Source organism: Nocardia sp. FDAARGOS_372 (assembly GCF_002554515.1).
GTDB classification, from domain to species: domain Bacteria; phylum Actinomycetota; class Actinomycetes; order Mycobacteriales; family Mycobacteriaceae; genus Nocardia; species Nocardia farcinica.
The window spans coordinates 513,064-539,719 of the sequence record NZ_PDDW01000001.1 but is presented as its reverse complement, the minus strand read 5'-3'; the positions used below and the strand labels follow the sequence as shown (position 1 = coordinate 539,719).

General features: G+C 70.7%; 24 protein-coding genes. 10 read left to right on the top strand and 14 right to left on the bottom strand.

Annotated elements, in window-relative coordinates:
- Positions 1-36: 36 nt before the first annotated feature.
- Both rpmI and infC read right to left on the bottom strand, forming a co-directional pair.
- Positions 37-231: a 50S ribosomal protein L35 gene (gene rpmI, locus CRM89_RS02735; RefSeq protein ID WP_011208446.1), complete on the bottom strand. Its 195-nt coding sequence runs from the start codon at positions 229-231 to the stop codon at positions 37-39.
- 58 nt (positions 232-289) lie between these two features.
- The gene (infC, locus tag CRM89_RS02730) at positions 290-955 is read right to left on the bottom strand and encodes a translation initiation factor IF-3 (RefSeq protein WP_081433169.1); all 666 of its coding nucleotides are present in this window, start codon (positions 953-955) and stop codon (positions 290-292) included.
- Positions 956-1,275: 320 nt separating this feature from the next.
- Between infC and CRM89_RS02725 the strand changes: the two genes are divergently transcribed.
- Complete coding sequence (locus tag CRM89_RS02725; RefSeq protein ID WP_060593420.1) at positions 1,276-1,809, top strand: DinB family protein; 534 nt, start codon at positions 1,276-1,278, stop codon at positions 1,807-1,809.
- The gene (locus CRM89_RS02720; RefSeq protein ID WP_011208443.1) at positions 1,806-2,147 is read left to right on the top strand and encodes a DUF1844 domain-containing protein; all 342 of its coding nucleotides are present in this window, start codon (positions 1,806-1,808) and stop codon (positions 2,145-2,147) included. Before CRM89_RS02725 ends, CRM89_RS02720 begins: the two co-directional genes overlap by 4 nt.
- A 558-nt stretch (positions 2,148-2,705) precedes the next feature.
- Here CRM89_RS02720 and uvrA read toward each other — a convergent pair.
- Complete coding sequence (gene uvrA, locus CRM89_RS02715; RefSeq protein WP_011208442.1) at positions 2,706-5,732, bottom strand: excinuclease ABC subunit UvrA; 3,027 nt, start codon at positions 5,730-5,732, stop codon at positions 2,706-2,708.
- A gap of 303 nt (positions 5,733-6,035) precedes the next feature.
- Between uvrA and CRM89_RS02710 the strand changes: the two genes are divergently transcribed.
- Complete coding sequence (locus CRM89_RS02710; protein WP_086840975.1) at positions 6,036-6,659, top strand: response regulator transcription factor; 624 nt, start codon at positions 6,036-6,038, stop codon at positions 6,657-6,659.
- Between the two features lie 5 nt (positions 6,660-6,664).
- Here the strand turns inward: CRM89_RS02710 and CRM89_RS02705 are convergent, their stop codons facing one another.
- Together CRM89_RS02705 and CRM89_RS02700 are read right to left on the bottom strand one after the other, a co-directional pair.
- Positions 6,665-7,441 (bottom strand): sigma 54 modulation/S30EA ribosomal C-terminal domain-containing protein, encoded by a 777-nt coding sequence (locus CRM89_RS02705; RefSeq protein ID WP_098083140.1) that lies wholly within the window; start codon positions 7,439-7,441, stop codon positions 6,665-6,667.
- A 114-nt stretch (positions 7,442-7,555) separates the two neighbouring features.
- Positions 7,556-8,725 (bottom strand): beta-ketoacyl synthase N-terminal-like domain-containing protein, encoded by a 1,170-nt coding sequence (locus CRM89_RS02700; protein ID WP_098086862.1) that lies wholly within the window; start codon positions 8,723-8,725, stop codon positions 7,556-7,558.
- A 200-nt stretch (positions 8,726-8,925) separates the two neighbouring features.
- On the opposite strand from CRM89_RS02700, the gene CRM89_RS02695 reads away from it, so the two are divergent.
- Positions 8,926-10,254 (top strand): diguanylate cyclase domain-containing protein, encoded by a 1,329-nt coding sequence (locus CRM89_RS02695; protein ID WP_011208438.1) that lies wholly within the window; start codon positions 8,926-8,928, stop codon positions 10,252-10,254.
- Between the two features lie 147 nt (positions 10,255-10,401).
- Complete coding sequence (locus CRM89_RS02690; RefSeq protein WP_098083139.1) at positions 10,402-12,699, top strand: ATP-binding domain-containing protein; 2,298 nt, start codon at positions 10,402-10,404, stop codon at positions 12,697-12,699.
- A 65-nt stretch (positions 12,700-12,764) separates the two neighbouring features.
- On the opposite strand, the gene CRM89_RS02685 is transcribed toward CRM89_RS02690, so the two are convergent.
- Both CRM89_RS02685 and CRM89_RS32095 read right to left on the bottom strand, forming a co-directional pair.
- The gene (locus CRM89_RS02685) at positions 12,765-13,217 is read right to left on the bottom strand and encodes a universal stress protein (RefSeq protein WP_011208436.1); all 453 of its coding nucleotides are present in this window, start codon (positions 13,215-13,217) and stop codon (positions 12,765-12,767) included.
- Between the two features lie 453 nt (positions 13,218-13,670).
- Positions 13,671-14,519 (bottom strand): AraC family transcriptional regulator, encoded by an 849-nt coding sequence (locus CRM89_RS32095; RefSeq protein ID WP_098083138.1) that lies wholly within the window; start codon positions 14,517-14,519, stop codon positions 13,671-13,673.
- Between the two features lie 98 nt (positions 14,520-14,617).
- Here CRM89_RS32095 and CRM89_RS02675 point away from each other — a divergent pair, with 98 nt between their 5' ends.
- Positions 14,618-15,088 carry a VOC family protein gene (locus CRM89_RS02675; RefSeq protein ID WP_060592391.1) on the top strand — a complete coding sequence of 157 codons (471 nt, stop codon included), beginning with the start codon at positions 14,618-14,620 and terminating at the stop codon, positions 15,086-15,088.
- Positions 15,089-15,163: 75 nt separating this feature from the next.
- Here the strand turns inward: CRM89_RS02675 and uvrB are convergent, their stop codons facing one another.
- Positions 15,164-17,329, bottom strand: coding sequence for an excinuclease ABC subunit UvrB (gene uvrB / locus CRM89_RS02670; RefSeq protein WP_011208433.1), 2,166 nt, complete (start codon positions 17,327-17,329; stop codon positions 15,164-15,166).
- A 225-nt stretch (positions 17,330-17,554) separates the two neighbouring features.
- Here uvrB and CRM89_RS02665 point away from each other — a divergent pair, with 225 nt between their 5' ends.
- Positions 17,555-18,076 carry a DUF402 domain-containing protein gene (locus CRM89_RS02665; protein ID WP_060592392.1) on the top strand — a complete coding sequence of 174 codons (522 nt, stop codon included), beginning with the start codon at positions 17,555-17,557 and terminating at the stop codon, positions 18,074-18,076.
- A gap of 67 nt (positions 18,077-18,143) precedes the next feature.
- Here CRM89_RS02665 and CRM89_RS02660 read toward each other — a convergent pair whose 3' ends face one another.
- Together CRM89_RS02660 and coaE are read right to left on the bottom strand one after the other, a co-directional pair.
- The gene (locus CRM89_RS02660) at positions 18,144-18,584 is read right to left on the bottom strand and encodes a hypothetical protein (RefSeq protein ID WP_060592394.1); all 441 of its coding nucleotides are present in this window, start codon (positions 18,582-18,584) and stop codon (positions 18,144-18,146) included.
- A gap of 118 nt (positions 18,585-18,702) precedes the next feature.
- A complete protein-coding gene (coaE, locus tag CRM89_RS02655; protein ID WP_098083137.1) occupies positions 18,703-19,842 on the bottom strand; it encodes a dephospho-CoA kinase in 1,140 nt (379 codons plus the stop codon).
- A gap of 299 nt (positions 19,843-20,141) precedes the next feature.
- On the opposite strand from coaE, the gene CRM89_RS02650 reads away from it, so the two are divergent.
- Positions 20,142-20,348 (top strand): hypothetical protein, encoded by a 207-nt coding sequence (locus CRM89_RS02650; protein WP_076573604.1) that lies wholly within the window; start codon positions 20,142-20,144, stop codon positions 20,346-20,348.
- 161 nt (positions 20,349-20,509) lie between these two features.
- Here CRM89_RS02650 and rpsA read toward each other — a convergent pair whose 3' ends face one another.
- Positions 20,510-21,973, bottom strand: a complete 1,464-nt coding sequence (gene rpsA / locus CRM89_RS02645; protein WP_011208428.1) for a 30S ribosomal protein S1 — start codon at positions 21,971-21,973, stop codon at positions 20,510-20,512.
- A 357-nt stretch (positions 21,974-22,330) separates the two neighbouring features.
- Here rpsA and CRM89_RS02640 point away from each other — a divergent pair, with 357 nt between their 5' ends.
- A complete protein-coding gene (locus CRM89_RS02640; RefSeq protein ID WP_098083136.1) occupies positions 22,331-23,182 on the top strand; it encodes a class I SAM-dependent methyltransferase in 852 nt (283 codons plus the stop codon).
- 40 nt (positions 23,183-23,222) lie between these two features.
- On the opposite strand, the gene CRM89_RS02635 is transcribed toward CRM89_RS02640, so the two are convergent.
- From CRM89_RS02635 to CRM89_RS02625, 3 genes are all read right to left on the bottom strand, one after another.
- Positions 23,223-23,381, bottom strand: a complete 159-nt coding sequence (locus CRM89_RS02635; protein WP_011208426.1) for a toxin-antitoxin system HicB family antitoxin — start codon at positions 23,379-23,381, stop codon at positions 23,223-23,225.
- 9 nt (positions 23,382-23,390) lie between these two features.
- Positions 23,391-24,275: an SPFH domain-containing protein gene (locus tag CRM89_RS02630; RefSeq protein WP_060592400.1), complete on the bottom strand. Its 885-nt coding sequence runs from the start codon at positions 24,273-24,275 to the stop codon at positions 23,391-23,393.
- A 67-nt stretch (positions 24,276-24,342) separates the two neighbouring features.
- Positions 24,343-25,686 (bottom strand): FAD-binding oxidoreductase, encoded by a 1,344-nt coding sequence (locus tag CRM89_RS02625; protein WP_098086861.1) that lies wholly within the window; start codon positions 25,684-25,686, stop codon positions 24,343-24,345.
- Between the two features lie 70 nt (positions 25,687-25,756).
- Here CRM89_RS02625 and CRM89_RS02620 point away from each other — a divergent pair, with 70 nt between their 5' ends.
- Positions 25,757-26,653, top strand: coding sequence for a LysR family transcriptional regulator (locus CRM89_RS02620; protein WP_086849775.1), 897 nt, complete (start codon positions 25,757-25,759; stop codon positions 26,651-26,653).
- The last annotated feature ends 3 nt before the right edge of the window (positions 26,654-26,656 follow it).

The window sequence follows — 26,656 nt, the reverse complement described above, 5'->3', positions numbered from 1 at the left end:
TGGTCGGGGGTGACGTCGGCGAAGCCGGCGCGGGTCTCAGCGACCCAGCAGCTTCTTCACACGACGGACGTCGGCGGCCGCGACGACCTCCGTGCCGTCCAGACGACGAGTCCGGCGGGAGGGCTTGTGCTCCAGCAGGTGGCGACGGTTCGCCTGCTGACGCAGCAGCTTGCCTTTACCGGACACCTTGAATCGCTTCGAGGCGCCGCTGTGGCTCTTCATCTTCGGCATGGGTTCCTCTATCTAGTCGTCCCGGCGGTCGAGCACCGACCGACGGCATCTGAACGTATTACTGCGGGCCGGCCTGCTCGCCCTGGCCCGCGGCCGGAGTGCCACCGGCCGGCGCGGCGCCCTGCTGCGGCCGCGTGGCCGCCTGCTGCGCCTTCACCCGCGTCTTCGCGCCCTTGTGCGGGGCGAGGACCATCGTCATGTTGCGGCCGTCCTGCTTGGCCGAGGTCTCGACGAAACCCAGATCGGCGACGTCGCCGGCGAGCCGCTGCAGCAGCCGGTACCCGAGCTCGGGACGGGACTGCTCGCGACCCCGGAACATGATCGTCACCTTGACCTTGGACCCGGCCTCCAAGAAGCGCATGACATGGCCCTTCTTGGTCTCGTAGTCGTGGTCGTCGATCTTCGGGCGGAGCTTCTGCTCCTTGATGACGGTCTGCTGCTGGTTCTTGCGCGACTCGCGCGCCTTCTGCGCGGTCTCGTACTTGAACTTGCCGTAGTCCATGATCTTGCAGACCGGCGGACGGGCATCCGGGGCGACCTCGACGAGATCGAGATCGGCTTCCATTGCGACGCGTAGTGCATCTTCAACACGCACGATCCCAACCTGCTCACCGCCGGGTCCGATGAGTCGGACCTCCGGAACACGGATGCGATCGTTGATGCGGGTCTCAGTGCTGATGGGGCCTCCTAGGTCAAGCGGTGTCGTCCGACGACCGCAAGCAATGCAACCCCTTGTTCAACACGAAGGCCCCGGTCCGGTATTTCACCGGCACGGGGCCCGAGTCGACCGATCGTCGACGCGACGCAGGGCTCGCATCGACTCTCGCACATCTCTCCCGTGCGAGAAACCCACCGGATCGGCGGGCGACCGGACCGTTTCACCAGTGCGATTGCTCGCCGGCAACGGTGGGAGTCGGGCTCCACTTGTCGGCCCCAGCGCAGCCGGGGCGGTCGTCGGCAGAAAGTTTAGCATCGCGGCAGCCGAACACCGAATCGGCGGATATTCCGTTGCCCGCGCGGCCGCCGGGTGGCACGCTCGGCCGCGTGTCGACCACCCCGCGCGCGCTGCTGCGCAGCCAGTTCGAGCTGACCTGGGCACTGGCCGAGGTCCACCTCGATCCGCTCACCGACGACGACGCGCACTTCGCGCCCGCCGAGCTGATCTGGACAGTACACCGCGGCCCGGACGACCACTGGCGGCCGGACTGGGCCGACACCGAACCCGACCCGATCCCGGTGCCCACCATCGCCTGGCTCACCTGGCACATCGACTGGTGGTGGAGCAGCGCGCTGGCGCACGTGCGCGGGCGCGAACCGGCGCCCCGCGACCAGGTCCACTGGGCGGGCAGCGCGGCGGCGGCGGTGGCCCGGCTGCGCGAGCTGCACGCGGCCTGGACGGAGTGGCTGGGCACCGACGAGGTGGACCTGGAGGCGCCCTCGGCCTACCCGTGGCCCGCCGAGGCCGGGCTCACCGTGGCACACACCGCGGCGTGGGTGAACGCGGAACTGATGAAGAACGTCGCGGAGATCGGGCAGCTGCGGTTGCTGCGGGCGGCGCGGCTAGCCTGTCGTCCATGACTGACGAGCTCGATGATTCCGTGCGCGAACTGGCCGACATTCCCGCGGTCGAGGTGATCAGCCGCGCGGCCGTGATGCTGATGAGTTCGGCGGCGGAGAAGCTGGGGCTCGCCGACGAGGACCCGGACAACAGCCCGCGCAAGGATCTGGACGAGGCGCGCCGGGTGATCACGGCGCTGGCCGGGCTGGTGACCGCGTCGGTGGAATATCTGGGGCCGCACGCGGGGCCGATCCGCGACGGGCTGCAATCGCTGCAGCGGGCCTTCCGGGAGGCTTCGGCGCATCCCGACGAGCCGGGCAAGGGACCGGGCGAGAAGTACACCGGACCCGTCTACTGAACCGAAGCGGGCGGGGCGGCCTCGTGAGCAGCCCCGCCCGGCGGGTCACACCGTCGGGATGGGCGGGGGCGTGACCGAGATCGAGGAGCCCGAGGCGAGCATGTTCGCCAGGGCGGTGAGCAGGCTGCCGAGGCCGGCGCTTCCGGTGTCCATGGGTGGTCGTTCCTTTCGTGGGGGAACCCGCTCAGGCGGGCGAGCCCGGGATGTAGTTGATCGACGAGCCGCTGCCCAGGAACCCGAGAACCATCTCGAGGATGGCGGCGATGTCCACGCCCTCCATAGCTGATTTCCTTTCTTGTCCCCCGGCCACCGTCACCGGGGTGGAGCTCGGTCGAGACACCCCCGCGCACGGCGCCGGGTCCGTTTACCGCGACTGTCCGGAACCATCCCGGACACGGTGAGCCGATCTTACACATCAGCATTTCACTTTCGCCCGGTTTGTCGGCGGGGTCGATCCGATCCGCGGCGCGTCCGGCATCCGCCCACCGGACGGCGAACACCGGCGGCCCGGCACACCGTCGTGTACCGGGCCGCCGGAACGGGCTTCAGGGCGGCGCGTCAGCGCAACGCCGCCGCCTTCCTGGCCAGCCGCTTGGCCGCCGCCGTCTCCGGCGGAGCAGGCACGGTCCGCTTCTTCACCGTGCCCGACTCCCCGGCCGCCTTCTTCGCCGCCGCCTTCTTCGCGGCTGCCTTCTTCGCGGCCGCACTCTTGGGCGCCGGTGCGGTTTCCGCCTGTGCCAGAACCTCTTTGAGGAACTGGCCGGTGTAGCTGTCCGGCACCGCCGCGACATCCTCTGGCGTGCCCTCGGCAACCACCGTGCCGCCGCCGGAACCGCCCTCCGGGCCCATGTCGATCACCCAGTCGGAGGTCTTGATGACGTCCAGGTTGTGCTCGATGACGATGACGGTGTTGCCCTTGTCCACCAGCCCGTTGATCACCGCGAGCAGCTTGCGGATGTCCTCGAAGTGCAGGCCGGTGGTCGGCTCGTCGAGGATGTAGATGGTGCGCCCGGCCGACCGCTTCTGCAGTTCGGCGGCCAGCTTCACGCGCTGGGCCTCGCCGCCGGACAGGGTCGGGGCGGGCTGGCCGAGCCGCACGTAGCCGAGCCCGACGTCGACGAGGGTCTTGAGGTAGCGGTGGATCGAGGTGACCGGCTCGAAGAACTCGGCCGCCTCCTCGATGGGCATGTCCAGCACCTCGGCGATGGTCTTGCCCTTGTAGTGCACCTCCAGGGTTTCCCGGTTGTAGCGCGCGCCGTGGCACACCTCGCACGGGACGTAGACGTCGGGCAGGAAGTTCATCTCGATCTTCAGCGTGCCGTCGCCCGAGCAGGCCTCGCACCGGCCGCCCTTGACGTTGAACGAGAACCGGCCCGGCTGGTAGCCGCGCACCTTCGCCTCGGTGGTGGCCGCGAACAGCGTGCGGATCTTGTCGAAGACGCCGGTGTAGGTGGCCGGGTTGGAGCGCGGGGTCCGCCCGATCGGCGACTGGTCGACCCGCACCAGCTTGTCGAGCTGGTCCAGCCCGTTGACCCGGGTGTGCCTGCCGGGCACCTGGCGGGCGCCGTTGAGTTTGTTCGCCAGCACGGTGGCCAGGATGTCGTTGACCAGCGTCGACTTACCCGAGCCGGACACACCGGTCACCGAGGTGAGCACGCCGAGCGGGAACGAGACGTCGATGCCCTTGAGGTTGTGCTCGGTCGCACCCACGACGGTGAGCTTGCGCTTGCGGTCGATCGGGCGGCGCACCATCGGCACCTCGATCCGCTTGTGCCCGGCCAGGTACGCGCCGGTCAGCGAATCGGTGTTGGCGAGCAGGTCCGGGTACGGGCCGCTGTGCACCACGCGGCCGCCGTGTTCACCGGCGAGCGGGCCGATGTCGACCACCCAGTCCGAGGCGCGGATGGTGTCCTCGTCGTGCTCGACCACGATCAGGGTGTTGCCCAGGTTCTTCAACCGGGTCAGCGTCTCGATCAGGCGGCGGTTGTCGCGCTGGTGCAGGCCGATGGACGGCTCGTCGAGCACGTAGAGCACGCCGACCAGGCCGGAACCGATCTGGGTGGCCAGCCGGATGCGCTGCGCCTCGCCGCCGGACAGCGTCGCCGCGGCCCGCGAGAGCGTGAGGTATTCCAGGCCGACGTCGAGCAGGAAGCCCAGCCGTGCCTGCACCTCCTTGAGCACCTGCCCGGCGATCGCGGCCTCGCGCTCGCCCAGGGTGAGCCCGTTCAGGAAGGCCGAGCAATCACCGATGGACAGGTCGCTGACCTCGGCGATCGACTTCTTCTCCGACCCGGCGGCCAGGGTGACGGCCAGGATCTCCGGCCGCAGCCGCGCCCCCTTGCACACCGGGCACGGGATGTCGCGCATGTAGCCCTCGTAGTGCTCCTTCATCTGCTCGGACTCGGTGTTGTCCATGCGCCGGTGCAGGAAGGGCATCACGCCCTCGAAGTCGGCGTAGTAGGAGCGCTTGCGGCCGTACCGGTTGGTGTAGGAGACGTGCACCTGGTCGGAGCTGCCTTCGAGCACGGCCTTGCGCGCCTTGGCGGGCAGGTCCTTCCACGGGGTGTCCATCGAGAACCCGATGGCCTCGGCCAGGCCGGTGAGCAGCCGGGTGAAGTACTCGGCGGTCTGCCCGCGCGACCACGGCGCGATGGCACCCTCGGCCAGGCTCAGCTCCGGATCGGGCACCACCAGGTCGGGATCGACCTCCTTGCGGATGCCCAGGCCCGCGCAGTCCGGGCAGGCGCCGTACGGCGAGTTGAAGGAGAACGAGCGCGGTTCGAGGTCCTCGATGTCGAGCGGGTGCCCGTTGGGACAGGCCAGCCGCTCGGAGAACCGGCGCTCGCGATCGTGGGCGTTCTCGTCGCGGTCGACGAAGTCGAGCACCACGATGCCGTCGGCCAGCCGCAGCGCCGTCTCGATGGAGTCGGTCAGGCGCTGCTTGGAGCTGGGCTTGACGGTGAGGCGGTCGACGACCACCTCGACGTCGTGCTTCTCCTGCTTCTTCAGCTTGGGCGGATCGGTGAGCGGATACACCACGCCGTCGACCCGCACCCGCGAATAGCCCTGGGTGTTGAGCTGGTCGAACAGGTCGACGAACTCGCCCTTGCGGGTGCGCACCACCGGCGCGAGCACCTGGAACTTGGTGCCCTCGGGCATCTCCAGCACCTGGTCGACGATCTGCTGCGGGGTCTGCTTGGCGATGAGGTGACCGCAGACCGGGCAGTGCGGCGTACCCGCGCGGGCGTAGAGCAGGCGCAGGTAGTCGTAGACCTCGGTGATGGTGCCGACGGTGGAGCGCGGGTTGCGGTTGGTGGACTTCTGGTCGATCGACACCGCGGGTGAGAGGCCCTCGATGAAGTCGACGTCGGGCTTGTCCATCTGGCCCAGGAACTGCCGGGCGTAGGCCGACAGCGATTCCACGTAGCGGCGCTGCCCCTCGGCGAAGATGGTGTCGAAGGCGAGGCTCGATTTTCCCGATCCGGACAGACCGGTGAACACGATCATGCTGTCGCGGGGCAGATCGAGGTCGACCCCCTTCAGGTTGTGCTCCCGAGCTCCGCGCACAGTGAGGCGTTCCGCCACCAGGTGAGTCCCTTCTCGATCGTGTACGGCCGTCCAGACATACCCCCGCTCGCCATGCTAGGCGCGACCACCGACAAGTTTTCGCCGCTCGGGTCCGCGGGCGCGCGCGACCACCCGACGCACCGCGCACGGGCCACGGGCGTGCCGGTCCGCTTCCGTGCAGCAACGCGCGCGCTCCCGGCATTCCCGGCCCGCCGCCGCCGGTCCGCCCGCCCCGTCCCGGTGCGCCCGCCGCGGACGCGAGATACGGTGAGCCGGTGGGCCATTCACCCGCCCACCGTGAACCGGTCAGGAGGGGGTCGTGTGCTCTCGGTGTTTCTCGTCGACGACCACGAGATCGTCCGGCGCGGCTTGATCGACCTGCTCGACAGCGACCCCGACCTGCGGGTGATCGGCGAGGCGGGCGATGTGGCGAACGCCATGGCCGGGATCAGGGCCACCCGCCCGGACGTCGCGGTGCTCGACGTGCGGCTGCCCGACGGCAACGGCATCGAACTGTGCCGCGACCTGCTCGCCGAGCTGGACGGCCTGCACTGCCTGATCCTTACCTCCTACACCGACGAGCACGCCATGCTCGACGCCATCCTGGCCGGCGCGTCCGGCTACGTGGTCAAGGACATCAAGGGCATGGAGCTGGCGGAGGCGATCAAGGCCGTCGGGGCCGGGCGTTCGCTGCTGGACAACCGCGCCGCCGAGACGCTCGAGGCGCGGCTGCGCGGCGCCGAGGGACCGCTGGCCGATCTCACCGAGCAGGAACGCAAGCTGCTGGCGCTGCTCGGCGAGGGTCTGACGAACCGGCAGATCGCCGCGCGCATGTTCCTGGCCGAGAAGACGGTGAAGAACTACGTCTCGCGGCTGCTGGCCAAGCTCGGGATGGAACGGCGTACCCAGGCCGCGGTGCTCGCCACCCGGCTGCGGGGCCGCTGATCGGCTCAGGCGGGCACCACGATGGTCAGGTCGCCGTCGTAGCGGCGGTAGAGCAGCCGCCCGCGGTGGGTGCGCACGTCGGTGAAGAACAGGTGCGGCAGGCCGTGCCGGCACAGGTGGGCGGCCGCCTCGGATTCGGTGAGCACCGGGGCCGGTTCCGGGCGCACGTGCACCGCGAGGGCCTCGCCGGCCCGCGGGGTGCGGGCGGGCACGGTGGTGGCGCACTGCCGGGTCAGGCGCACCGCGCGCGGTTCGGCCCAGGAGACCAGCGCGTCCTCGCCGGTGTCGGAATCGGTGAACAGATGCGCGTCGTAGTCCATCGCGTCCATCATCTCGACGGCCTCGGCGGGCGTGCCGATCAGCAGGGCGCACCGCTTGCGCCGCACGATCGGCCGGGCCGGACCGGCCTCGGCCAGCGGCGGTCGGGCCGGATCGGGCCATTCGCGGCCGCGCCGGGCGGCCAGCCGGGTCAACTGCCGGTCGAGCCGCTCCACCGCGAAGGTCACCGCGAACCCGCGCGGACCGGTGACCTGCACGCGGGCCTGTGTGTGCGGGAGCCGCACGTTGGCCTGCACGACGTTGGGCCGGTCGCGATCGGCGGGCGCGGTGATCCGGACCCGGGCAGGCAGATCGAGGTGGTGGCGGCGCAGCACCCGGCCGATCGCGCGGACCGCGCGGGTCACGTCGGCCGGGGCGACGTCGCCGCGGGTGGTCACCGCCAGATCGGGGTCGGCGGCGCTGGACCAGTGCTCGGAGAAGGACACCGCTCGCGTCGTGCTCATGGGACACCCCTGCTCTGTAACCGCCCGGTCGGGCTCATCTCACCCCGGCGGCGGGCGCGCGAACAGGGCCGAAAGTCCTCGAACCGAACGCTGCGCTGTGCGAGCCCGGATGACTCAGTGCGGCGGGCCGAGCACCAGCATCGAGTTGTGGCCGCCCATCCCGAGCGAGGATTTCAGCGTGAGTCCGTCCACCAGCGGGGTTGGCCCGTCCAGCAGGCGCGGGTGGGCGGGCGCGACGACGGGGGCGGCGGGCACCACCCCGCGCTCGTAGGCCAGTGCGGCGACGGCCAGTTCCACCGCGCCCGACGCGCCCTGACTGTGCCCGGTGAGCGGTTTGAGCGCGTACAGGAGCGGGCGATCGGCGAACACGTCGGCGACGAGGTGGCGTTCGGCGAGATCGCACTGCCTGGTGCCGGTGCCGTGCGCGTTGACGTAGGCGATGTCCTCGGGCCGCACGCCCGCCTGTGCCAGCGCCCGGCGCGCGCAGTCGACGATATGCGTGTGCTCGGGGTCGATGGACACCACGTGATGGGCGTCGTTGGTCATCGCCGCGCCGAGAACCCGGGCGTAGGGCCTGCCGTTGTCGCGCCCGATCACGAAGGCCACCGACGCCTCGCCGAAGACGAATCCGCGACTGCCTTCCTGGAAGGGGCGGCAGGCGGTCAGCGGGTCGGCGTCGGTCACCGCGGCGCCGAGCCGCACGAACCGCTCGACCATGTCGGGGGTGCCGGACAGGTCGGAGGTCACCACCACGACGTCGTCGGCAAGGCCCGCGTCCAGCCACAGCCGCGCGGTGAGTACCGCGGCATTGGCCGAACTGCACGCCGCGGAGACGTTCATGGTGGGGCCGTGGAAACCGAACTCCCGCATGGCGAGCGCGATCGGGGTGGACGGCAAGAGGCCGAGATAGCCCCGGGAGGTGCGGTCGGCTTCGTCGAGGGTGTGGAAATCGCGCCAGCCGCGCACGTCGCCGAGCACGATCGCGTGGATCAGGCCGACGGTGCGGCCCGGTCGCCAGTCCCGAGCGCGGGCGTCGGCGACGGCCTCGCGGACCGCGGCCAGCACCGCCCGGGCGTACCGATCGTCACCGGTGCCGGGATCGCCGCCCTCGGGCACCAGCGCGACCCACGCCTGCTCGTCGCGGCCGGGCCCGTAGCCCGGGTGCGGGGCGGCGGCCGGCTGCCCGGTCAGCAACCCCCGCCACAGCGCTTCGGTCCCCCAGCCGTACGGGGTGACCGCGCCCATGCCCACGATCGACAGTCCGCGCGATCGATCCGCCCGCATCGTCCCCTCCTTCGCCGGGCCCCGCCCGTACCCGTCCGCGCGCTCGCCGAGCGCCGGTGTCATGATCGTCCCCGGCACGACAACCGACACGAGATGTGATCTGGACAACAGCGAAGACCGTGTGATCTCGTGCACGTCGATACCAGAATGAACCCGTGCCGCCATGACCATACGGGGGTCTACGATCGGGGGTCGACGAGGTGGGTGAGGAGCAGACGAACGACGCGGTCGACGCCGAGCAGCTCGCCCAGCGCTACCGCGCGCTGGTGGAGCACACACCGGACGGGATCTGCGTGCACGAGCACGGGGTCATCGTCTACGTCAACCATGCCACCGCGCGGTTGCTCGGGGCCCGCACCGCCGACGATCTGGTCGGCCGTCCGCTGACCGACTTCGTCCACCCGGAATCCGTGCCGGGCATGCTCGAACGCATCGGCAAGCTCACCACCGCGGGCGCGGCCTCCCAGCCCACCGAGATGGAGCTGGTGCGAGTCGACGGCGGCACCGTCCCGGTCGAGACCGTCTCGGTGCTCACCCCCTGGCACGACCACTACGCCTACCAGGTGGTGATCCACGACCTCACCGCCCAGCGCGCCGCCGAGGACGCCCAGCGCCGCGCCGAACAGCATTTCACCGCGGTGGTCGAACAGCTGGAGGAAGGCGTGGTGGTGATCGCGCGCGGCGGGGTGATCGAGTCGGCCAATCCGGCGGCGCTGCGCATCTTCGGCGCCGACGAACGCTACGGCGACCTGGTCGGCTACTCGATCGACGACCTGCCGCTCACCCTGCTGGACGCCAACGGCAAACCGCTCCCGGTGACCAGGCATCCGATGGCACGCACGCTGGCGACCGGCGAGGCGTTCACCGGCTACGTCTTCGGGATCGACCGCCGCGACGGGCAGCGGCGCTGGCTCTCGGGCAGCAGCAGGTTGCTCAATCCGGGCGATCCGTACTCCCCTGCGGTGTCCTCGTTCTCCGACATCACCGAATTCCGCGCCAGCCGAAGGCAATTGGAGTACCAGGCCACGCACGACTCGCTGACCGGCCTGGCGAACCGTTCGCTGATCCTCTCCCAGCTGGCCGGCGCGCTGGCCGCCAGCGACGACCTGCCGGTCGCCACCGTGCTGTTCATCGACCTGGACGGCTTCAAATCGATCAACGACACGCTCGGCCACGCCATCGGCGACACGGTGTTGCAGATCGTGGCGCAGCGCCTGCAACGCGCGCTGCGCTCGGAGGACCTGGTGGGCAGGCTGGGCGGCGACGAATTCCTGGTGCTGCTGGCGAACGGGCCCGGCCCGCTCGACCTCGACGCCCTGGTGGCGCGGCTGCGCGCGACGATGGCCGAGCCGATCGTCGCGCGCGGGCACCGCATCCAGGTGCGCGCCTCGATCGGCGTCACCGAGCTCGAGCCCGGCGACAACCGCACCCCGGAAGCGGTGCTGCACGACGCCGACGTGGCGATGTACCGGGCCAAACCGCCCGGGCACCGCGACAGCGCCGTCGCCGACTCCTCGCACGTGTCCTGACCACGCCCCGGGCGGTGCCGACGGCGCGCCCGGCGAACTCCCAGTAGACTCGACAACTCTGTTTTCCGCCGGGCGCGCCGGGGTCGGCCCACCGGCCACGCGCGGTGTTCCCTGCCCGGGAGCAGCGGCATCGAGAAGGAGTTCAGTGTGCCCGACCGCCTCACCCAGGACCGCGACGCGACCGACGCCGCGGCCGACCGCGACCGTGAGATCGACCGCGAGCAGGCCTACCTGTCGGTGCTCTACGAACGGCTCGACGCGATGCGCGCCTACGCGCAGAACCGGCTGCGCACCGTGCTGCTGGAGAACGGCGGCGCCCCGCAGGCACGCAGCGAACGCGAGTCGTTCACCCAGCTCTACACCGAGGACCTGGCCAAGTACGACGCGGCCGAGCACGGCCTGTGCTTCGGGCGCATCGACCTGGCCGAGGAGGACGAGCCCCGTTACATCGGCAGGCTCGGCATCCTCGACGAACGCGACGACTACGCCACCCTGCTGCTGGACTGGCGCGCGCCGCTGGCCCGCCCGTTCTACCTGGCCACCACCGCCGCGCCGGACGGGGTGACCCGGCGCAGGCACATCCGCACCCGCAACCGCTCGGTGACCGCGATCAACGACGAGTACCTCGATCTGGACGCGGCGCAGCGGGCCGGAATGGTCGAGTCCGACGGCGGCGTCGGCAGCGAGAGCGCGCTGCTGGCCGCGCTCAACGCCGCCCGCACCGGGCACATGACCGACATCGTCGAGACCATCCAGAGCGAGCAGGACGCGATCATCCGCTCCGAGCACAAGAGCGTGCTGGTGGTGCAGGGCGGGCCGGGCACCGGCAAGACCGCGGTGGCGCTGCACCGGGCCGCGTACCTGCTCTACAACTACCGTCAACAGCTGGCCAAGAGCGGTGTGCTGATCGTCGGGCCGAACGCCACCTTCCTCGACTACATCGGCCAGGTGCTGCCCTCGCTCGGCGAGACCGGCGTGCTGCTGTCCACCATCGGCGACCTGTATCCGGGGGTGAAGGCGACCAGGACCGACACCCTGCGCGCGGGCGAGATCAAGGGCTCGCTGCGCATCCTCGAGGTGCTCAAGCAGGCGGTGCGCGACCGGCAGGAGGTGCCCGCGCAGCCGATCGAGCTCAGCTTCGACGGCTATCCGGTGCGGCTGGACAAGAAGATCGTCACCAAGGCCCGCGGCCGGGCCAGGTCCTCGCGCCGCCCGCACAACCTGGCGCGCCCGATCTTCGCCAACTCGGTGATCGACGCGCTCACCGATCAGCTGGCCCAGACGATGGGCGCCGACCTGTCCGGCGGGCCGAGCCTGCTCAGTCGCGCCGATCTGGCCGAGATCCGGGACGAGATGAAATCCGATCCGGCCGTGCAGGCCGCGATCGGGCGGCTGTGGCCGCTGCTCACCCCGCAGCAGGTGCTGGCCGACCTGCTCGCCGATCCGGCGCGGCTGGACCGCGCGGGGGCCTCGCTCACGCCCGAGGAGCGCGCGGAACTGGTGCGGCCCGACACCGGCGAGTTCAGCGCCGCCGACGCCCCGCTGCTCGACGAGCTGGCCGAACTGCTCGGTGTCGACGACACCGAGGAGCGCGAGCGGGCCCGTCGGCGCTGGCGAGCCAAGCTCGCCGAGGCCCAGGACGCGCTGGACATCCTCACCGGTTCGGCGCCGCAGGACCTCGAGGACGATCTGGACCCGGAGATCCTGATGGCCTACGACCTGATCGACGCCTCCCAGCTGGCCGAGCGGCAGGACGTGCGGACCCGGCTCACCGCCGCCGAGCGGGCCGCGGGCGACCGCACCTGGACCTACGGCCACGTCATCGTCGACGAGGCGCAGGAACTGTCGGAGATGGCGTGGCGGATGGTGATGCGGCGCATCCCGAACCGTTGGATGACGGTGGTCGGCGACGTCGCCCAGACCGGCGATCCGGCGGGGGCCGCGTCCTGGCAGCAGGTGCTGGAACCCTATGTGGCGCAACGCTGGAAGCTCACCGAGCTGACGGTGAACTACCGCACCCCGGCCGAGATCATGACGGTCGCCGCCGACGTCCTCGCCGCGATCGACCCGGCCGCCACCGCGCCGCGCTCGGTCCGCGAGACCGGGCATCGTCCGCGGGCCGAGCGCGTCACCGAGGCGGAACTGCCCGCCGCGGTCGCGCGGGCGGTGGCCGAGCACCACGGGCCCGGCACCACGGCGGTGATCGCACCGCACGAGCTCACCGACGCGCTGGCGGAGGTGGACGGCGAGGCGGTGCGGGTGCTGACCGTGTCGGAGGTGAAGGGGCTGGAGTTCGACACGGTGCTGCTGGTCGAACCCGCCCGGATCGTCGAGGAGTCACCGCGCGGGCTCAACGATCTCTACGTCGCGCTCACCCGCGCCACCCAGCGCCTGCACGTCCTGCACACCGCCGAGCTGCCGGCGGTACTCGGCGCCCTGGCGTGAGTGGGTGGTGATACGCGACGGCTCCGCACCGCCCGAAGGCGATGCGGAGCCGTGGGGGTCGCGGATCAGCGCACGGTGTGCACGATCAGCACATCCGAGCGCGACTTGCGGGCCACGTCCGACGGTACCGAGCCGAGCAGGCGGCCGGTCAGGGTGTTCAGGCCGCGGTTGCCGACCACCAGCAGATCGGCCTCGGTCTCCTTGACCAGGTTGAGCAGCGACTCGACCGGCTCGCCGACCACCGGGCGCTCGATGATGTTCTTGGCGCCCGAGGCCACCGCCTTGTCGCGCGCGATGCGCAGGATCTCGGTGGTGGGGGCCGAACCGCGCACCTGGTAGGCCTCGTCCTTGAGCACGTCGGCGGCCGCGGCGATCTCCCGATCGTCGGTCGGGTAGTAGGCGCAGGCCACGACGAGGGTGGCGTCCGCGTCGGCCGCCAGGGCGGCGGCTTTCTCGACGGCCACGTACGACGAGTCCGAGCCATCGGTACCGACGACAATGGTCCGGTAGGCGGTCATCTCTCCTCCAACTATGCGGGTCGGGTGCCTGCGCCCGGCGTTCCCGGCATGTCGGGGCTCCGGCGCGGCGACTGCGGTTGACGATAGCCGCTCCGGGTGCGGAAACAGCAGAAATCGCAGCACATCACACTTTCGCCGGTCGCACCCGGTGCGCGCCGAGCCCGCCCCGGCATTGTGACGCGGCATTGCCTACCTGCGGGGATTCGAATTGGCGGAGGGTATTCCTGTGATTTATCACAAGCGAATCGAAGGTTCTTGCGGCCCTGGGATATTCATCACAGAGCCGAGTGGCGAGGCGGGCCGCCACCCGCCCCCGCGGTCCGGGCTCGGGGGCGCCGCGAGCCGTTGACCAGTCCCGTTGCCGCCCCCAGGGCGGTGGCGGAAATTCGGCGAGAATCGGGGCAGGCGTGTCGCGCGCCACCCCCGCATTCCGGCGCGGATATTTCCGGGCACTCACCGGCCGGGCGCGCCCACGGAATCTCCGGCGAGCGCCGCGGAATGCCGCGCGTACTCCGAGGGCGTCATTCCGATCTCGGCGGTGAACTCGCGGGAGAAATGCGCCTGATCGAAATAGCCCAGTTCCACCGCCAGGGTCGCCAAATCGGCCACTCGGCCCTGCGCGAGCAGATCCGCGCCGTCCTGCAGCCGGTACCGGCGCAGCACCCACTTCGGGCCCGCGCCGACGTAACGGCGGAACATGCGCTGCAACGTCCGCACCGGTACCCCGAACCGGTCGGTGACCTGGTCGACGCGGGTGAGCGTGCGATCGTGCTCCATCGCGTCCACGATCCGCAGCACCAGCCGGTACACCGGGTCGTCCGTGCCCGCCCGCCGGGCCAGCCAGTCCTCGACCATCGCCTGGCGTTCCTCGTCGGAGGCCGCCGTCAGCACCGCCTCGGGGAGGTCGCCTGCGTCCGGGAACACCTCCCGCATCGGCACACTGCGGTCGCGCAGTGCCCCCACCTCGATCCCGGTGCAGGCGCCGAACCCGCCGGCGCGGAAGCGAACCCCGAAAGTCGAACCGACACCGGTCAATTCGCGCACGTACTTGGTGGTGGTGACACCGGTGACGAACGCGCCCGTCCGGGTCGCGCTGCGTTCGAACGTCAGGTTCACGCAGGGGAACGACAACACCTCGGCGCGGTAGGCGGGACGGCCGCGCAGATCCCAGTGCACGATCCAGTACCAGTCGACGAACCGGCCGACCGCGGGCCCGGGCGGGCGCCGCTCCAGGGTGCGGTGCCGGGACTGCTCACGCGGGTGCAGGATCCCCTTCTCCCCCGGGTCGACGGGCCCGCTCACGGTGGCGCCCCTCGATCATCTCCGCTCGCCCGGCCCGGGCTCGCGAATGTCGCCTTCTTACAAGATCGGGCAGGCCGGGCCGCCGCAGACTGGAAACCATGACAGCGAAGGTGAATCCGATCCCCGACGGCTACCACTCCATCACGTGCTTCCTGGCGGTCGACGACGGGGTGAAAGCGATCGATTTCTACCGGGCCGTGTTCGGCGCCGAGGTGCTCAGCCGCAACGACCTGCCCGACGGTCAGCCCGCGCACGCCGAACTGCGCATCGGCGACTCCACCGTCCAGGTCGGCCTGCCCGTGCCCGAGCACGGCGTGCGCGCCCCCAACGGCGAGTGGGTGCACACCTCGATCGTGCACTACTGCCCCGACGTGGACGCGGTGGTCCGCCGCGCCGCCGAGCACGGCGCCCGATCGGTGGACGAGCCGCAGACGTTCCTCACCGGTGACCGGTTCGCCGCCGTGCTCGATCCGTTCGGACACCGCTGGGTGGTGATGACCCGGGTGGAGGACGTCTCTCGCGAGGAGGGCGAGCGGCGCGTGCAGGAGTGGCTGGCCACTCAGTCCTGACCACCGGAACCGGTCCGCGCCGTGCCGGTTCCGTGGAACCGGCACGGCCACGGCAGTGGGTGACATCGTCGGCGGTCAGCTCAGTCCGGCGGCGTCCATGCCGCGCAGTTCCTTCTTCAGGTCCGCGATCTCGTCGCGCAACCGACCCGCGAGCTCGAACTGCAGTTCGCGGGCGGCGTTCATCATCTGCGCGGTGAGTTCGGTGACCAGATCGGCCAATTCGGCCCGCGGCATCGACTTCACGTCGCGGCCTTCGATCACCCCCGCGCTCACCGCGCGTCCCGGCTCGCCCTGCGCACGCCGGCCGCGGCTGGCGTTGCGGCCGGAGCCACCGACCTCCACCTCGTCGGCCTCCCGGTACACCTGGTCGAGGATGTCGGCGATCTTCTTGCGCAACGGCTTCGGATCGATGCCCATTTTCTCGTTGTAGGCGATCTGCTTGGCGCGGCGCCGCTCGGTCTCCTCGATGGCGAACTGCATCGAGTCGGTGATCTTGTCGGCGTACATGTGCACCTCGCCGGAGACGTTGCGGGCGGCGCGGCCGATGGTCTGGATGAGGCTGGTGCTGCTGCGCAGGAAGCCCTCCTTGTCGGCGTCCAGGATCGCCACCAGCGAGACCTCGGGCAGGTCGAGACCCTCACGCAGCAGGTTGATGCCGACGAGCACGTCGTATTCGCCCAGCCGCAGCTGCCGCAGCAGCTCCACCCGGCGCAGGGTGTCGATCTCCGAGTGCAGGTACCGCACCCGGACGCCGAGGCCGAGCAGGTAGTCGGTGAGATCCTCGGCCATCTTCTTGGTCAGGGTGGTGACCAGCACGCGCTCGTCGCGCTCGGTGCGCAGGCGGATCTCGTGCACCAGGTCGTCGATCTGGCCCTTGGTCGGCTTCACCACCACCTTCGGGTCCACCAGTCCGGTCGGGCGGATGACCTGCTCGACCACCTCGCCGCCGGTGCGGCCCAGCTCGTAGGGCCCCGGGGTGGCCGACAGGTACACCACCTGGCCGATCCGGTCGGCGAACTCCTCCCAGGTGAGCGGACGGTTGTCGACGGCCGAGGGCAGCCGGAAGCCGTACTCGACGAGGTTGCGCTTGCGCGACATGTCGCCCTCGTACATGCCGCCGATCTGCGGCACGGTGACGTGCGACTCGTCGATGACGAGCAGGAAGTCCTCCGGGAAGTAGTCCAGCAGCGTGGCGGGCGCCGACCCGGCCGGGCGGCCGTCGATGTGGCGCGAGTAGTTCTCGATGCCCGAACAGAAGCCGACCTGGCGGATCATCTCCAGGTCGTACTGGGTGCGCATGCGCAGCCGCTGCGCCTCGAGCAGTTTGCCCTGCCGCTCCAGTTCGGCCAGGCGCTCCTCGAGTTCCTGCTCGATGTCGCGCACGGCGCGCTCCATCCGGTCCGGCCCGGCCACGTAGTGGGTGGCCGGGAAGATGCGCAGGGTGTCGACCTTGCGCACCACGTCACCGGTGAGCGGGTGCAGGTAATACAGCGCCTCGATCTCGTCGCCGAAGAACTCGATGCGCACCGCGAGTTCCTCGTAGGACGGAATGATCTCGACGGTGTCGCCGCGCACCCGGAACGAACCGCGGGTGAAGGACAGGTCGTTGCGGGTGTACTGCACGTCGACCAGCAGCCGCAGCAGCGCGTCCCGGTCGACCTCGGTACCCACCTCGAGCTGCACGGAGCGGTCCAGGTAGGACTGCGGGGTGCCCAGGCCGTAGATGCACGACACCGAGGCGACCACCACCACGTCGCGTCGGGACAGCAGGCTCGAGGTCGCCGAGTGGCGCAGGCGCTCCACATCGTCGTTGATCGAGCTGTCCTTCTCGATGTAGGTGTCGGTCTGGGCGATGTAGGCCTCGGGTTGGTAGTAGTCGTAGTAGGAGACGAAGTACTCCACCGCGTTGTGCGGCAGCATCTCGCGCAGTTCGTTGGCCAGTTGCGCGGCCAGCGTCTTGTTCGGCGCCATCACCAGCGTCGGGCGCTGTAGCCGCTCGATCAGCCAGGCGGTGGTCGCCGACTTGCCGGTGCCGGTGGCGCCGAGCAGGACCACGTCCTTCTCGCCGGCCTTGATGCGGCGCTCGAGCTCGTCGATCGCGGCGGGCTGGTCGCCGGCGGGCTGATGTTCGCTGACCACCTGGAAACGCCCCTCGGCGCGCTCGATGGCGCCGACGGGGCGGAACTCCGAATGCGCGAGGGGGGTCTCGCCCTCGGCGGGGATCTCGGTAGCGAAAGCCATGTCACCAGCGTAGGCGTGCGCACCGACAGAAATCGCCCGAGAGGGCCGGACTCCCCTCCTGCCCGGCCCTACTCACGGCGGAGGGATACCGAAACGGAACTCTCGTGCCTGGGCGCGGTCAGGATATCCAGGGCAGCTACCGGCGAGCAACAAATTCAACTCTCAACGATCGAGGCTCCGCCGTCGACCGGCGCCGGTGGCGGGCCGCCGGTAGATTCTCGGTGCATGACGCAGGCATCCGTACACGTGCACCGGCCCAAGGTCGAGCACTTCGACGTGGCGAACCTGACCAACACCGACCCGAAGGGTTTCGTCCGCGCCGTCGAGCGCTACCACGTCGAGCCCTGGGGCCTGTACATGGCGCGCAGCGCCGACCATCCGGAGTTCCACTACCTGGAGTCCTGGCTGCTGCCCGCGCTCGCGGTGCGCGTGACGATCTTCCATTTCCGGCCCGAGCACCGGCGCGATCAGGACTACTACCTGGACCTCGGCGAGTTCACCGAGGTGGCGCCGCAGCGCTGGCAGTCGGTGGACCACTACCTCGACATCGTCGTGCGCTCCGGACGGGCGGCCGAACTGCTCGACGTGGACGAACTGCTCGCCGCGCACGCCGCGGGCCTGCTCTCCGCGGCCGCGGCGCAGGCCGCGATCGAACACGCCACGCGCGCGATCGCCGGTATCGCCGCGCACGGCTACTCGCTGGAGGGCTGGCTGGCGTCCGAGGGCATCACGCTGACCTGGCGCTGAGGCCGACACGACGGCGGCCCGGCGGCGAACCCTCGCCACCGGGCCGCACCACCTCGGGCGGGACCGCTCAGCCCGCGGACAGGCTCGGGAACAGGCTGCCGAGCCCGCTCGCGCCGCACGAGGCGCTGCCGGTGAGGCCGCCGGACCCTTCGGCGACCTGCACGGTCACCGAATCGCTGATCAGCAACTGCCGGGCTTCCAAGCGGTGCGTGCCCGGCGTCGCGGGCTTCCACTTGATGCTCACCTTGTCGCTGAGCAGCGACGGCTTGACCGGGCTGCCCGCGATGGCGGTGCCGTTGTCGGTGAACTTCACCTCGGTGAGCCGGTCGATGTCGACGCGCGCGGTGAGGGTGTAGGTGCAACCGACCGTGTGGTTCTCCCCGGAGACGGTGAGATCACCCACCCACGCCGCGGCGTGCGGCGCGGTGAGGACCGCGGTGGCGAGCATGGCGCCGAAGGCCGATGCGCCGATTCCGGCGCGTCGCAGGTGACGGTGTGCTGCTGTCATGGGCGTTGCCACTTCCTGTCTTCCCGCCCCACTGCTGTGGGGTGAGCGTCAGGCTACACAGGCAGAGGCAAGCCTCGGGCTATTTCTGAAATATTGACGTTTCACCGTGGCCGGACTGTCAGACCGTGCCGAGTAGCCGCTCGGCCACCTCGGCCAGCCACGGATGCAGCACGGCGTCGAACGCCGCCCCCGCCGAGCCCGCCGCCTCGGCCTCGGCCTTGCGCGCGACGTCGAGATACTCCTCACGCAGCGCGGCATCCGCGCGCAACCGCTCACCCAGCGCACTCGCGAACCGCTGCTCCGGCGTGCCCTCGACACGCACGGCCACCACCGCGGGCCGGCCGGGATCGGCGCTGGCGTGCCAGGCCGCCGCCCGCAACGCACCGGACCCCTCCCCGGACATCGCCGGGAAGCCCGCCGCGCCCAGCGCGTCCCGCAGCCCGGTGGCGGCGGCGGCATCGGCGACGACGATCTGCAGCTCGAGCAGATCCCGCGCGGGCAGATCGGGCACCGCCGTGGGCCCCACGTGCTCGATGCGCGCGGCAGCGGGGCCACTCGCCACCGCCAGCCGGGCGACCAGCCGCTGTGCCTGCGCCTGCCGCTCCGCGTCGACCCGCAACTCCGGCGTACCCGGCGCGGCCGGTGTGGCCGCGCGCAGGTTCCGCTCGAACGGCACCAGCCTGCGCTCCCACAGCTCCCGCACCACCTGCTCTACCGCGCCCTCGGGGCCGCTGTTGTCGAGCAGGACGTCGGCCACCGCGCGGCGCTGCTCGTCGGTGGCCTGCGCGGCGATCCGCGCCCGCGCGTCGGCCTCGGCGACACCGCGGAATTCAACCAGCCGCCGAATTCGCGTCTCCGCCGGTACGTCCACCACGAGCACCAGATTCATCAACGGCGCCAGCCCGTTTTCCACCAGCAGCGGAATATCCTGCACCACGATCGCCTCGGCGGGCGCGGCGCCGATCAATTCCGCCGTGCGCTTGCCGACGAGCGGATGGGTGATGGAATTGAGTTTCGCCCTGGCCGCGTCGTCGGCGAAGGCCTTGGCCGCCAGCGCGGGCCGGTCCAGGCTGCCGTCGGCCGCCAGGATGTCGGAGCCGAACGCGGCCACCAGGGCGGCCAGCCCCTCGGTACCCGGCGCCACCACTTCCCGGGCGATCACGTCGGAATCGACGATCACCGCCCCCAGATCGGCGAGAATCCGCGCCACCGTCGACTTGCCCGCTCCCATGCCTCCGGTGAGGCCGATACGCAACATGGGCCCAGTTTCGCATCCCTGCCGTCGGCGTCCGCGCCGGACCACCGTGGCCGGCGTCGCGTTTATCCCGGGCACGCCGTGGGCAATTTTCTCCCGGAAGCGCGGGCGCGCATTGCCCGTTCCGTGACGGCGCCGAGACCGATTCGCAACATTTCCGGTTCGGCACCCGGCACGAACGGCAAAGTTCCGACACGCCGGGCAATTACTCCAGCAAAATACTCTGCGGTCGAGTTCGGTTCGACTAATCTTCGCCGTGGCGATCCAGGCCGATACCAGCAAGCAAAGGAACACCATTGGGCATGAGTAACAACCAAGCGGGTCGCCACCGCCTGGGTACGCCGGGTCGGGTGCACTGCCTCGAGATCCCCGCCGTCGCGGCCGCGCTCGCCGAGCACCGCCGCTCGTGGTTCACCTCGTTGGTCAGTCCCGCCCGGCACAGCTTCTCCGCGATGCGCCGCCGCCCCGCCATGGCGACGTCGCGCTGGGTACCGGCAGCAGCGAGCTGAGGCCGCTCGCGACGGCACCGTTCCACCCACGTCACGACAAGACCCCGGTCCACACGGACCGGGGTCTTCCGCATCCGAGGGGAATTCCGCGGACGGATACGGCTACCGAACGCAGACGACCCCCGGACCGATCGGTCCGGGGGTCGTCGTGCTCAGTACGCTCAGGCGTTGCCGGAGAGCTTCTCCCGCAGCGCGGCCAGCTGGGCGTCGCTGGCCAGCGAGCCACCGGCGGGCTCGGACTGACCGGCGGACGACTGCGCGCCGCTCTCGGAGGAGTAGTTGCCGCCGCCACCGTTCGCGGCCTCGGCCGCGGCGTCGGCCGCCATCTTCTCCATCTGGGCGGTGTGCATCTTGTGGCGACGCTCGGCCTCGGCGTAGCGCGACTCCCACTCGTCCCGCTGCTTCTCGTAGCCCTCGAGCCATTCGTTGGTCTCGGGGTCGAAGCCCTCGGGGAAGATGTAGTTGCCCTGCTCGTCGTAGCTGTCGGCCATGCCGTACTTCGACGGGTCGAACTCGGGGCTGTAGTCCTCGTTGGCCTGCTTGAGGCTCAGCGAGATCCGGCGACGCTCCAGGTCGATGTCGATGACCTTGACCATCGCGTCGTCGCCCACGGCCACGACCTGGTCCGGCACCTCGACGTGGCGCTCGGCCAGCTCGGAGATGTGCACCAGGCCCTCGATGCCCTCCTCGACGCGGACGAACGCGCCGAACGGCACCAGCTTGGTGACCTTGCCCGGCACGATCTGGCCGATCGCGTGGGTGCGGGCGAACTGACGCCACGGGTCTTCCTGGGTGGCCTTGAGCGACAGCGACACGCGCTCGCGGTCCAGGTCGACGTCGAGCACCTCGACGGTGACCTCGTTGCCGACCTCGACGACCTCGGACGGGTGGTCGATGTGCTTCCAGGACAGCTCGGAGACGTGCACCAGGCCGTCCACGCCGCCCAGGTCGACGAAGGCGCCGAAGTTGACGATCGAGGAGACCACACCCTTGCGGACCTGGCCCTTCTGCAGCTGGTGCAGGAACTCGCTGCGGACCTCGGACTGGGTCTGCTCCAGCCAGGCACGACGCGACAGGACCACGTTGTTGCGGTTCTTGTCGAGCTCGATGATCTTGGCCTCGATCTCCTTGCCGACGTACGGCTGCAGATCGCGCACGCGCCGCATCTCGACCAGCGAGGCGGGCAGGAAGCCGCGCAGGCCGATGTCGAGGATCAGGCCGCCCTTGACGACCTCGATGACGGTGCCCTTGACGGCCTCGTCCTTCTCCTTGAGCTCCTCGATGGTGCCCCACGCACGCTCGTACTGCGCCCGCTTCTTCGACAGGATCAGGCGGCCTTCCTTGTCCTCCTTGGTGAGAACGAGGGCCTCGACCTCATCGCCCACGGAAACGACCTCGTTCGGGTCGACATCGTGCTTGATGGAGAGCTCGCGGGAGGGGATGACGCCTTCGGTCTTGTAACCGATGTCGAGCAGGACCTCGTCGCGATCGACCTTGACGATGGTTCCTTCGACGATGTCGCCGTCGTTGAAGTACTTGATCGTGGCGTCGATGGCGGCGAGGAAGTCCTCGGCGGAGCCGATGTCGTTGACGGCTACCTGCGGCGAGGTGACGGTGGTGGGCATGTGTCGGTTTGCTCCGGACGGATTGTGGTCGGTTGCGGACATTGGAACTTTCGGTACGCTGCGTGATCACCGCGACGATGCGACGACGGACACCAAGGAACGTACCGCACTCATCAATGTGTGAAACCCAGCACGGGTGCACTGATCTTCAGTACGCTGTGACGGCGAACCGCCTGAACGGAACCACTTTTGCGGCGGGACCGCCTTGCGAAACATCGGCAACAGTGCACACTCGCGGGTTCAGCGTACGCGACCTTGGTCGGCAGGGGCAAACCGGTCCGCACCACGGCGGGAGCGCGCCGGGCGGGCCCGGAGCGAGCGCAAACATCCAGCGCGGGACGGATAGGGTGAGCACCCGTGTCCGACGAACGTCATGCCCAGGCCAACGCGGTGCTGGGCACCACCGGAACGGCGCGCACCCGCCTCGGCTCGGCCGAGAGCGAACGCGCCAGCAGGCGCTGGTGGGACGCCGACGCCGACGACTACCACCGCACGCACGCCGACTTCCTCGGCGTCGACTCCCCCGGCGGTGAGTTCGTCTGGTGCCCGGAGGGCCTGCACGAGGGGGACATGCGCCTGCTCGGCCCGGACCTGACCGGCACACGCGTCCTCGAGATCGGCTGCGGATCGGCGCCGTGCGCGCGCTGGCTGGCCGGGCAGGGCGCGCACGCGGTCGGCCTGGATCTGTCGATGGGGATGCTGCGCCGCGGGCTGGCGGCCATGGCGCGCGGTGGGCCGCGGGTGCCGCTGGTGCAGGCCGGCGCCGAGGCGCTGCCCTTCGCCGACGCCAGTTTCGACACCGCCTGCTCGGCGTTCGGCGCGGTGCCGTTCGTCGCCGACTCGGCGCGCGTGATGCGGGAGGTGGCGCGGGTGCTGCGGCCCGGTGGGCGCTGGGTGTTCTCGGTGAACCACCCGATGCGCTGGATCTTCCCCGACGACCCGGGCGCGGCGGGGCTCACCGCGACCATCCCCTACTTCGACCGCACGCCGTATGTGGAGGTCGACGCCGAGGGCACGCCCACCTACGTCGAGCACCACCGCACGATGGGCGATCGGGTCCGCGAGATCGTCGCCGCCGGGCTGGTCCTGGAGGACCTGATCGAGCCGGACTGGCCGGAGTGGCTCGACCGCGAATGGGGGCAGTGGAGCCCGCTGCGCGGGGAGATCTTCCCCGGCACCGCGATCTTCGTGACCCGCAAACCGGACTGACCCCCCGGACCGAACTCGCCGGGGCCGGGGACGGCGGGCGCTAGTCGGCTTTGGGCTTGCGCCCGGCCTGTTCCAGCGCCAGGCGCAGCGCGTACTCGATCTGCGCGTTGATGCTGCGCAGGTCGTCGGCCGCCCATCTGGCGATCGCCTCGTGGACGGCCGGGTCGAGTCGCAGCAGCAACTTCTTGCGTTCGGGCATCAGCCGGGCTCAGTTGTAGAGCGTTCCGGCGTTGACCACCGGTTGTGTGGCCCGGTCGCCGCACAGCACGACCAGCAGGTTCGACACCATCGCCGCCCGGCGTTCTTCGTCGAGTTCGACCACCCCCTGCGCGGTGAGCCGGTCCAGCGCCATGCCCACCATGCCGACCGCGCCCTCCACGATGTGCGTGCGCGCGGCCACCACCTGGGCGGCCTGCTGGCGGACCAGCATCGCCTGGGCGATCTCCGGTGCGTAGGCGAGATGGGTGATGCGCGCCTCGAGCACCTCGATACCGGCCATCTCGGTGCGCTCGCGCAGTTCGACGGTGAGTTCCTCGGCGATCTCGGTGCCGTCGCGCAGGCTGGTGCGGCCCGCGTCGTGGGCGTCGTAGGGGTGCGTGGTGGCCAGATGCCGGACGGCGGCCTCGGACTGGGTCTCCACGTACTCCTCGTAGTCGTCGACGGCGAAGGCGGCCTTGAAGCTGTCGACCACCCGGTAGACGACCACCGCGGCGATCTCGACCGGGTTGCCGTCGGCGTCGTTGACCTTGAGCTTCTGGGTCTCGAAGTTGCGCACCCGCAGCGAGATGCTCTTGCGGTCGGTGAGCGGGACCACCGAGAAGAACCCGGGCTCGCTGACCGAGCCGATGTAGCGGCCGAAGAACTGCACGACCTTGGCCTCGTTGGGGTTCACCACGGTCAGGCCGGTGGCGAGCAGGGCGAGCACGACCACGACGACGGTCGCGGCGATCGCGGCGACCAGGGCGGGCACGTTGCCGTCCTTCGCCCCGGTGACATAGCCGAGCGCGGCCGCGCCACCGAAGACGAGGGTCAGCACCAGCCATGCCACCAGCACCAGAAAGCCGTTGACGTGGACCGCGGGCCTGAGCTTCATGACAACCTCCGGGTATCAAAGTGATATCACGAAGATAGCATGACGCGGGCGCGCCCGGAACCGCCGATCAGGCGGGGCGGATGTTGCGGTTGAAGCGGAAAATGTTGTGCGGGTCGTACGCCGTCTTCAGCCCGGCCAGGCGGGCGTAGACCTCGGGCCGGTAGCCCGCCCTGGTCTGCGCTTCGTCCGCACTGTCGCCGGCGCCGTAGAGGAACGCCAGGCTGTGGCCGACGGTCCACGGCGCGAGCGCCGTGCGCACGAGCCCGTGCTCCTCCGGAGCCACCCGGCCCGCACCGGGCTCGGGCATGGTGATGACCCGGGCCAGAAAAGGCGCGCTCCGATCGGCCACCGGCGTGGCCGGTCCCGGCTCGGCCAGCGCGCCGCCGAGGTGGCGGATGTCGAGGACCGCCGCCACCGCGCCGTCCGGACCGGCCGTGTCCAGCAGCGCCGCCGCCGTCGCTCCGGTGAACTCCCCCAACAGGGCGTTGGTCGCGGCGTAGGGGTGCGGATGATCGGGGTCGGCGTGGATGGTGTGCGACTCGGTGTAGGGCATGTCCCGCAGGTCGTCGCGCAACCGGTCGCCGACCGCGCGCAGCGGGCCGGCCAACCGCTGCCCGGCCTCGGCGGGGCCGTCGAAGGCGATGCGGATCGAGGCGACGTAGCGCCCGCGCACGGCGGCGGGCACCTGCTCGATGTCCGGATAGCGCAGCATGGTGAACGAGGAGGTCAGCGCGTCGGGCACGGTCGCGGTCCAGTCCCGCCAGGCCGCCAGCGCCGGCGCCACCAGCTCGGTGTCGAAGACGAGCTGGCCGCCGTGCACGGTGCGCACGGGCACCAGCTCGACCTCCAGCGCGGTGACCACGCCGAAGTTGCCACCGGTCCCGAGGACGGCCCCGAAGAGGTCGTCGCCCGGACGCAGGGTGCGCACCCGCCCGTCGGCGGTGACCAGCTCGATCTCGCGCACGTGGTCGGCGGCGTAGCCGTAGCGGCGCGCGAGCAGGCCGAGCCCGCCGCCGAGGGTGTAGCCGACCACGCCGACCGACGGCGACGAGCCCGTCAGCGGCGCGAGCCCGTGCTCGGCCGCCGCGTCGATCAGCGCGCCCGCCCTGACCCCGGCCCCGATGCGGGCGGTGCGGCGGGCGGGATCGATCCGGATGCCGGTCATGCGCCGGGTGCTGATCAGTACGCCGTCCTCGGCGGGGACCGACAGTCCGTGCCCGGTCGCCTGCACGGCCACCGGGAAGCCGTGGCGCGCCGCGTATTCCACCGCCGCGCGGACGTCCTCGGTGTGCCGCGCGCCGACGACGAGCGCGGGGCGATGGGTGTAGGCGGTCTGGAAGCCCGCCACTTCGGCGTCGTACTCGGGCTCGCCCGGACGCAGGACCGGGCCGGAGAAGGTGTCGGTGTGCATGTCTTCACCGTGCGCCGCCCCGATCGAGAAGTACAACAGATGATTCTTCTCGACCCTAGAATCATCGGTTATGGAACTACGGCAGCTGCGCTACTTCGTGACGGTTGCCGAGGAGGGCAATTTCACCCGTGCCGCCGCTCGACTGCACCTGGCGCAACCCGGCCTGAGCGCACAGATCCGGTCCTTGGAACGCGAACTCGGCCACCCGCTGCTCGACCGCGGCGGCCGCAGCGTCACGCTCACCGAGGTCGGGGCGGCCGTGCTGCCGCACGCGCGGGCCGCACTGGCCGCGGCCGAGCGGATCGCGCACACCGCGGACGAATTCGCCGGGCTGCTGCGCGGCCACGTCCGCATGGGGCTGATCTCCGGCGCGGCCACCGAGGAGTTCGACGTCGCCGCCGTACTGGCCGCCTTCCACCACGACCATCCGCAGATCGCCATCAGCCTCACCGAGGACACCTCGGAGAACATGCTCGCCGCCCTGCTCCGCGGCGAACTGGACATCGCGCTGGTCGGCCTCACCGGCGCACCGCTGGATCCCGCCCTCGGCATCGACGTCGTCCTGGACACTCCGATCGTCGCCGCCGTCGCCGCCACGGATCGCGATCACGGTGAGACCATCGCGCTCGCCGCGCTGGCCGGACGCCCGCTGATCTGCCTCACCCGCGGCACCGGCCTGCGCGGCGTCTTCGAGCGATCCTGTGCCGCCGTGGGATTCACCCCGGACGTGGCGTTCGAGGCCGCCGCGCCCGCGCTGCTGCTGCGGCTGGCCGCGCGCGGGCTCGGCATCGCCGTGGTGCCCGCGATCGGCCCCGCCGAGGCCGCGGCCGCGGGCGTCCGCACCCTGCGCATCACCGATCCGGAACCGCACGGCCGGCTGGCGCTGGCCTGGCGCACCGACCAGCACCCGGCCCCGGCCACCAAGGTGCTGCTCGGTCAGCTGCGCCTGGCCCTCGGCCGCGGCTGAGCG

Excerpts from the sequence above, each read along its gene's own strand:
- rpmI (WP_011208446.1), bottom strand. The coding sequence starts at position 231 with ATGCCGAAGATGAAGAGCCACAGCGGCGCCTCGAAGCGATTCAAGGTG.
- CRM89_RS02720 (WP_011208443.1), top strand. The coding sequence starts at position 1,806 with ATGACTGACGAGCTCGATGATTCCGTGCGCGAACTGGCCGACATTCCC.
- CRM89_RS02705 (WP_098083140.1), bottom strand. The coding sequence starts at position 7,441 with ATGAGCACGACGCGAGCGGTGTCCTTCTCCGAGCACTGGTCCAGCGCC.
- CRM89_RS02700 (WP_098086862.1), bottom strand. The coding sequence starts at position 8,725 with ATGCGGGCGGATCGATCGCGCGGACTGTCGATCGTGGGCATGGGCGCG.
- CRM89_RS02685 (WP_011208436.1), bottom strand. The coding sequence starts at position 13,217 with ATGACCGCCTACCGGACCATTGTCGTCGGTACCGATGGCTCGGACTCG.
- CRM89_RS02675 (WP_060592391.1), top strand. The coding sequence starts at position 14,618 with ATGACAGCGAAGGTGAATCCGATCCCCGACGGCTACCACTCCATCACG.
- uvrB (WP_011208433.1), bottom strand. The coding sequence starts at position 17,329 with ATGGCTTTCGCTACCGAGATCCCCGCCGAGGGCGAGACCCCCCTCGCG.
- CRM89_RS02665 (WP_060592392.1), top strand. The coding sequence starts at position 17,555 with ATGACGCAGGCATCCGTACACGTGCACCGGCCCAAGGTCGAGCACTTC.
- CRM89_RS02660 (WP_060592394.1), bottom strand. The coding sequence starts at position 18,584 with ATGACAGCAGCACACCGTCACCTGCGACGCGCCGGAATCGGCGCATCG.
- coaE (WP_098083137.1), bottom strand. The coding sequence starts at position 19,842 with ATGTTGCGTATCGGCCTCACCGGAGGCATGGGAGCGGGCAAGTCGACG.
- CRM89_RS02650 (WP_076573604.1), top strand. The coding sequence starts at position 20,142 with ATGAGTAACAACCAAGCGGGTCGCCACCGCCTGGGTACGCCGGGTCGG.
- rpsA (WP_011208428.1), bottom strand. The coding sequence starts at position 21,973 with ATGCCCACCACCGTCACCTCGCCGCAGGTAGCCGTCAACGACATCGGC.
- CRM89_RS02635 (WP_011208426.1), bottom strand. The coding sequence starts at position 23,381 with ATGCCCGAACGCAAGAAGTTGCTGCTGCGACTCGACCCGGCCGTCCAC.
- CRM89_RS02630 (WP_060592400.1), bottom strand. The coding sequence starts at position 24,275 with ATGAAGCTCAGGCCCGCGGTCCACGTCAACGGCTTTCTGGTGCTGGTG.
- CRM89_RS02625 (WP_098086861.1), bottom strand. The coding sequence starts at position 25,686 with ATGCACACCGACACCTTCTCCGGCCCGGTCCTGCGTCCGGGCGAGCCC.
- CRM89_RS02620 (WP_086849775.1), top strand. The coding sequence starts at position 25,757 with ATGGAACTACGGCAGCTGCGCTACTTCGTGACGGTTGCCGAGGAGGGC.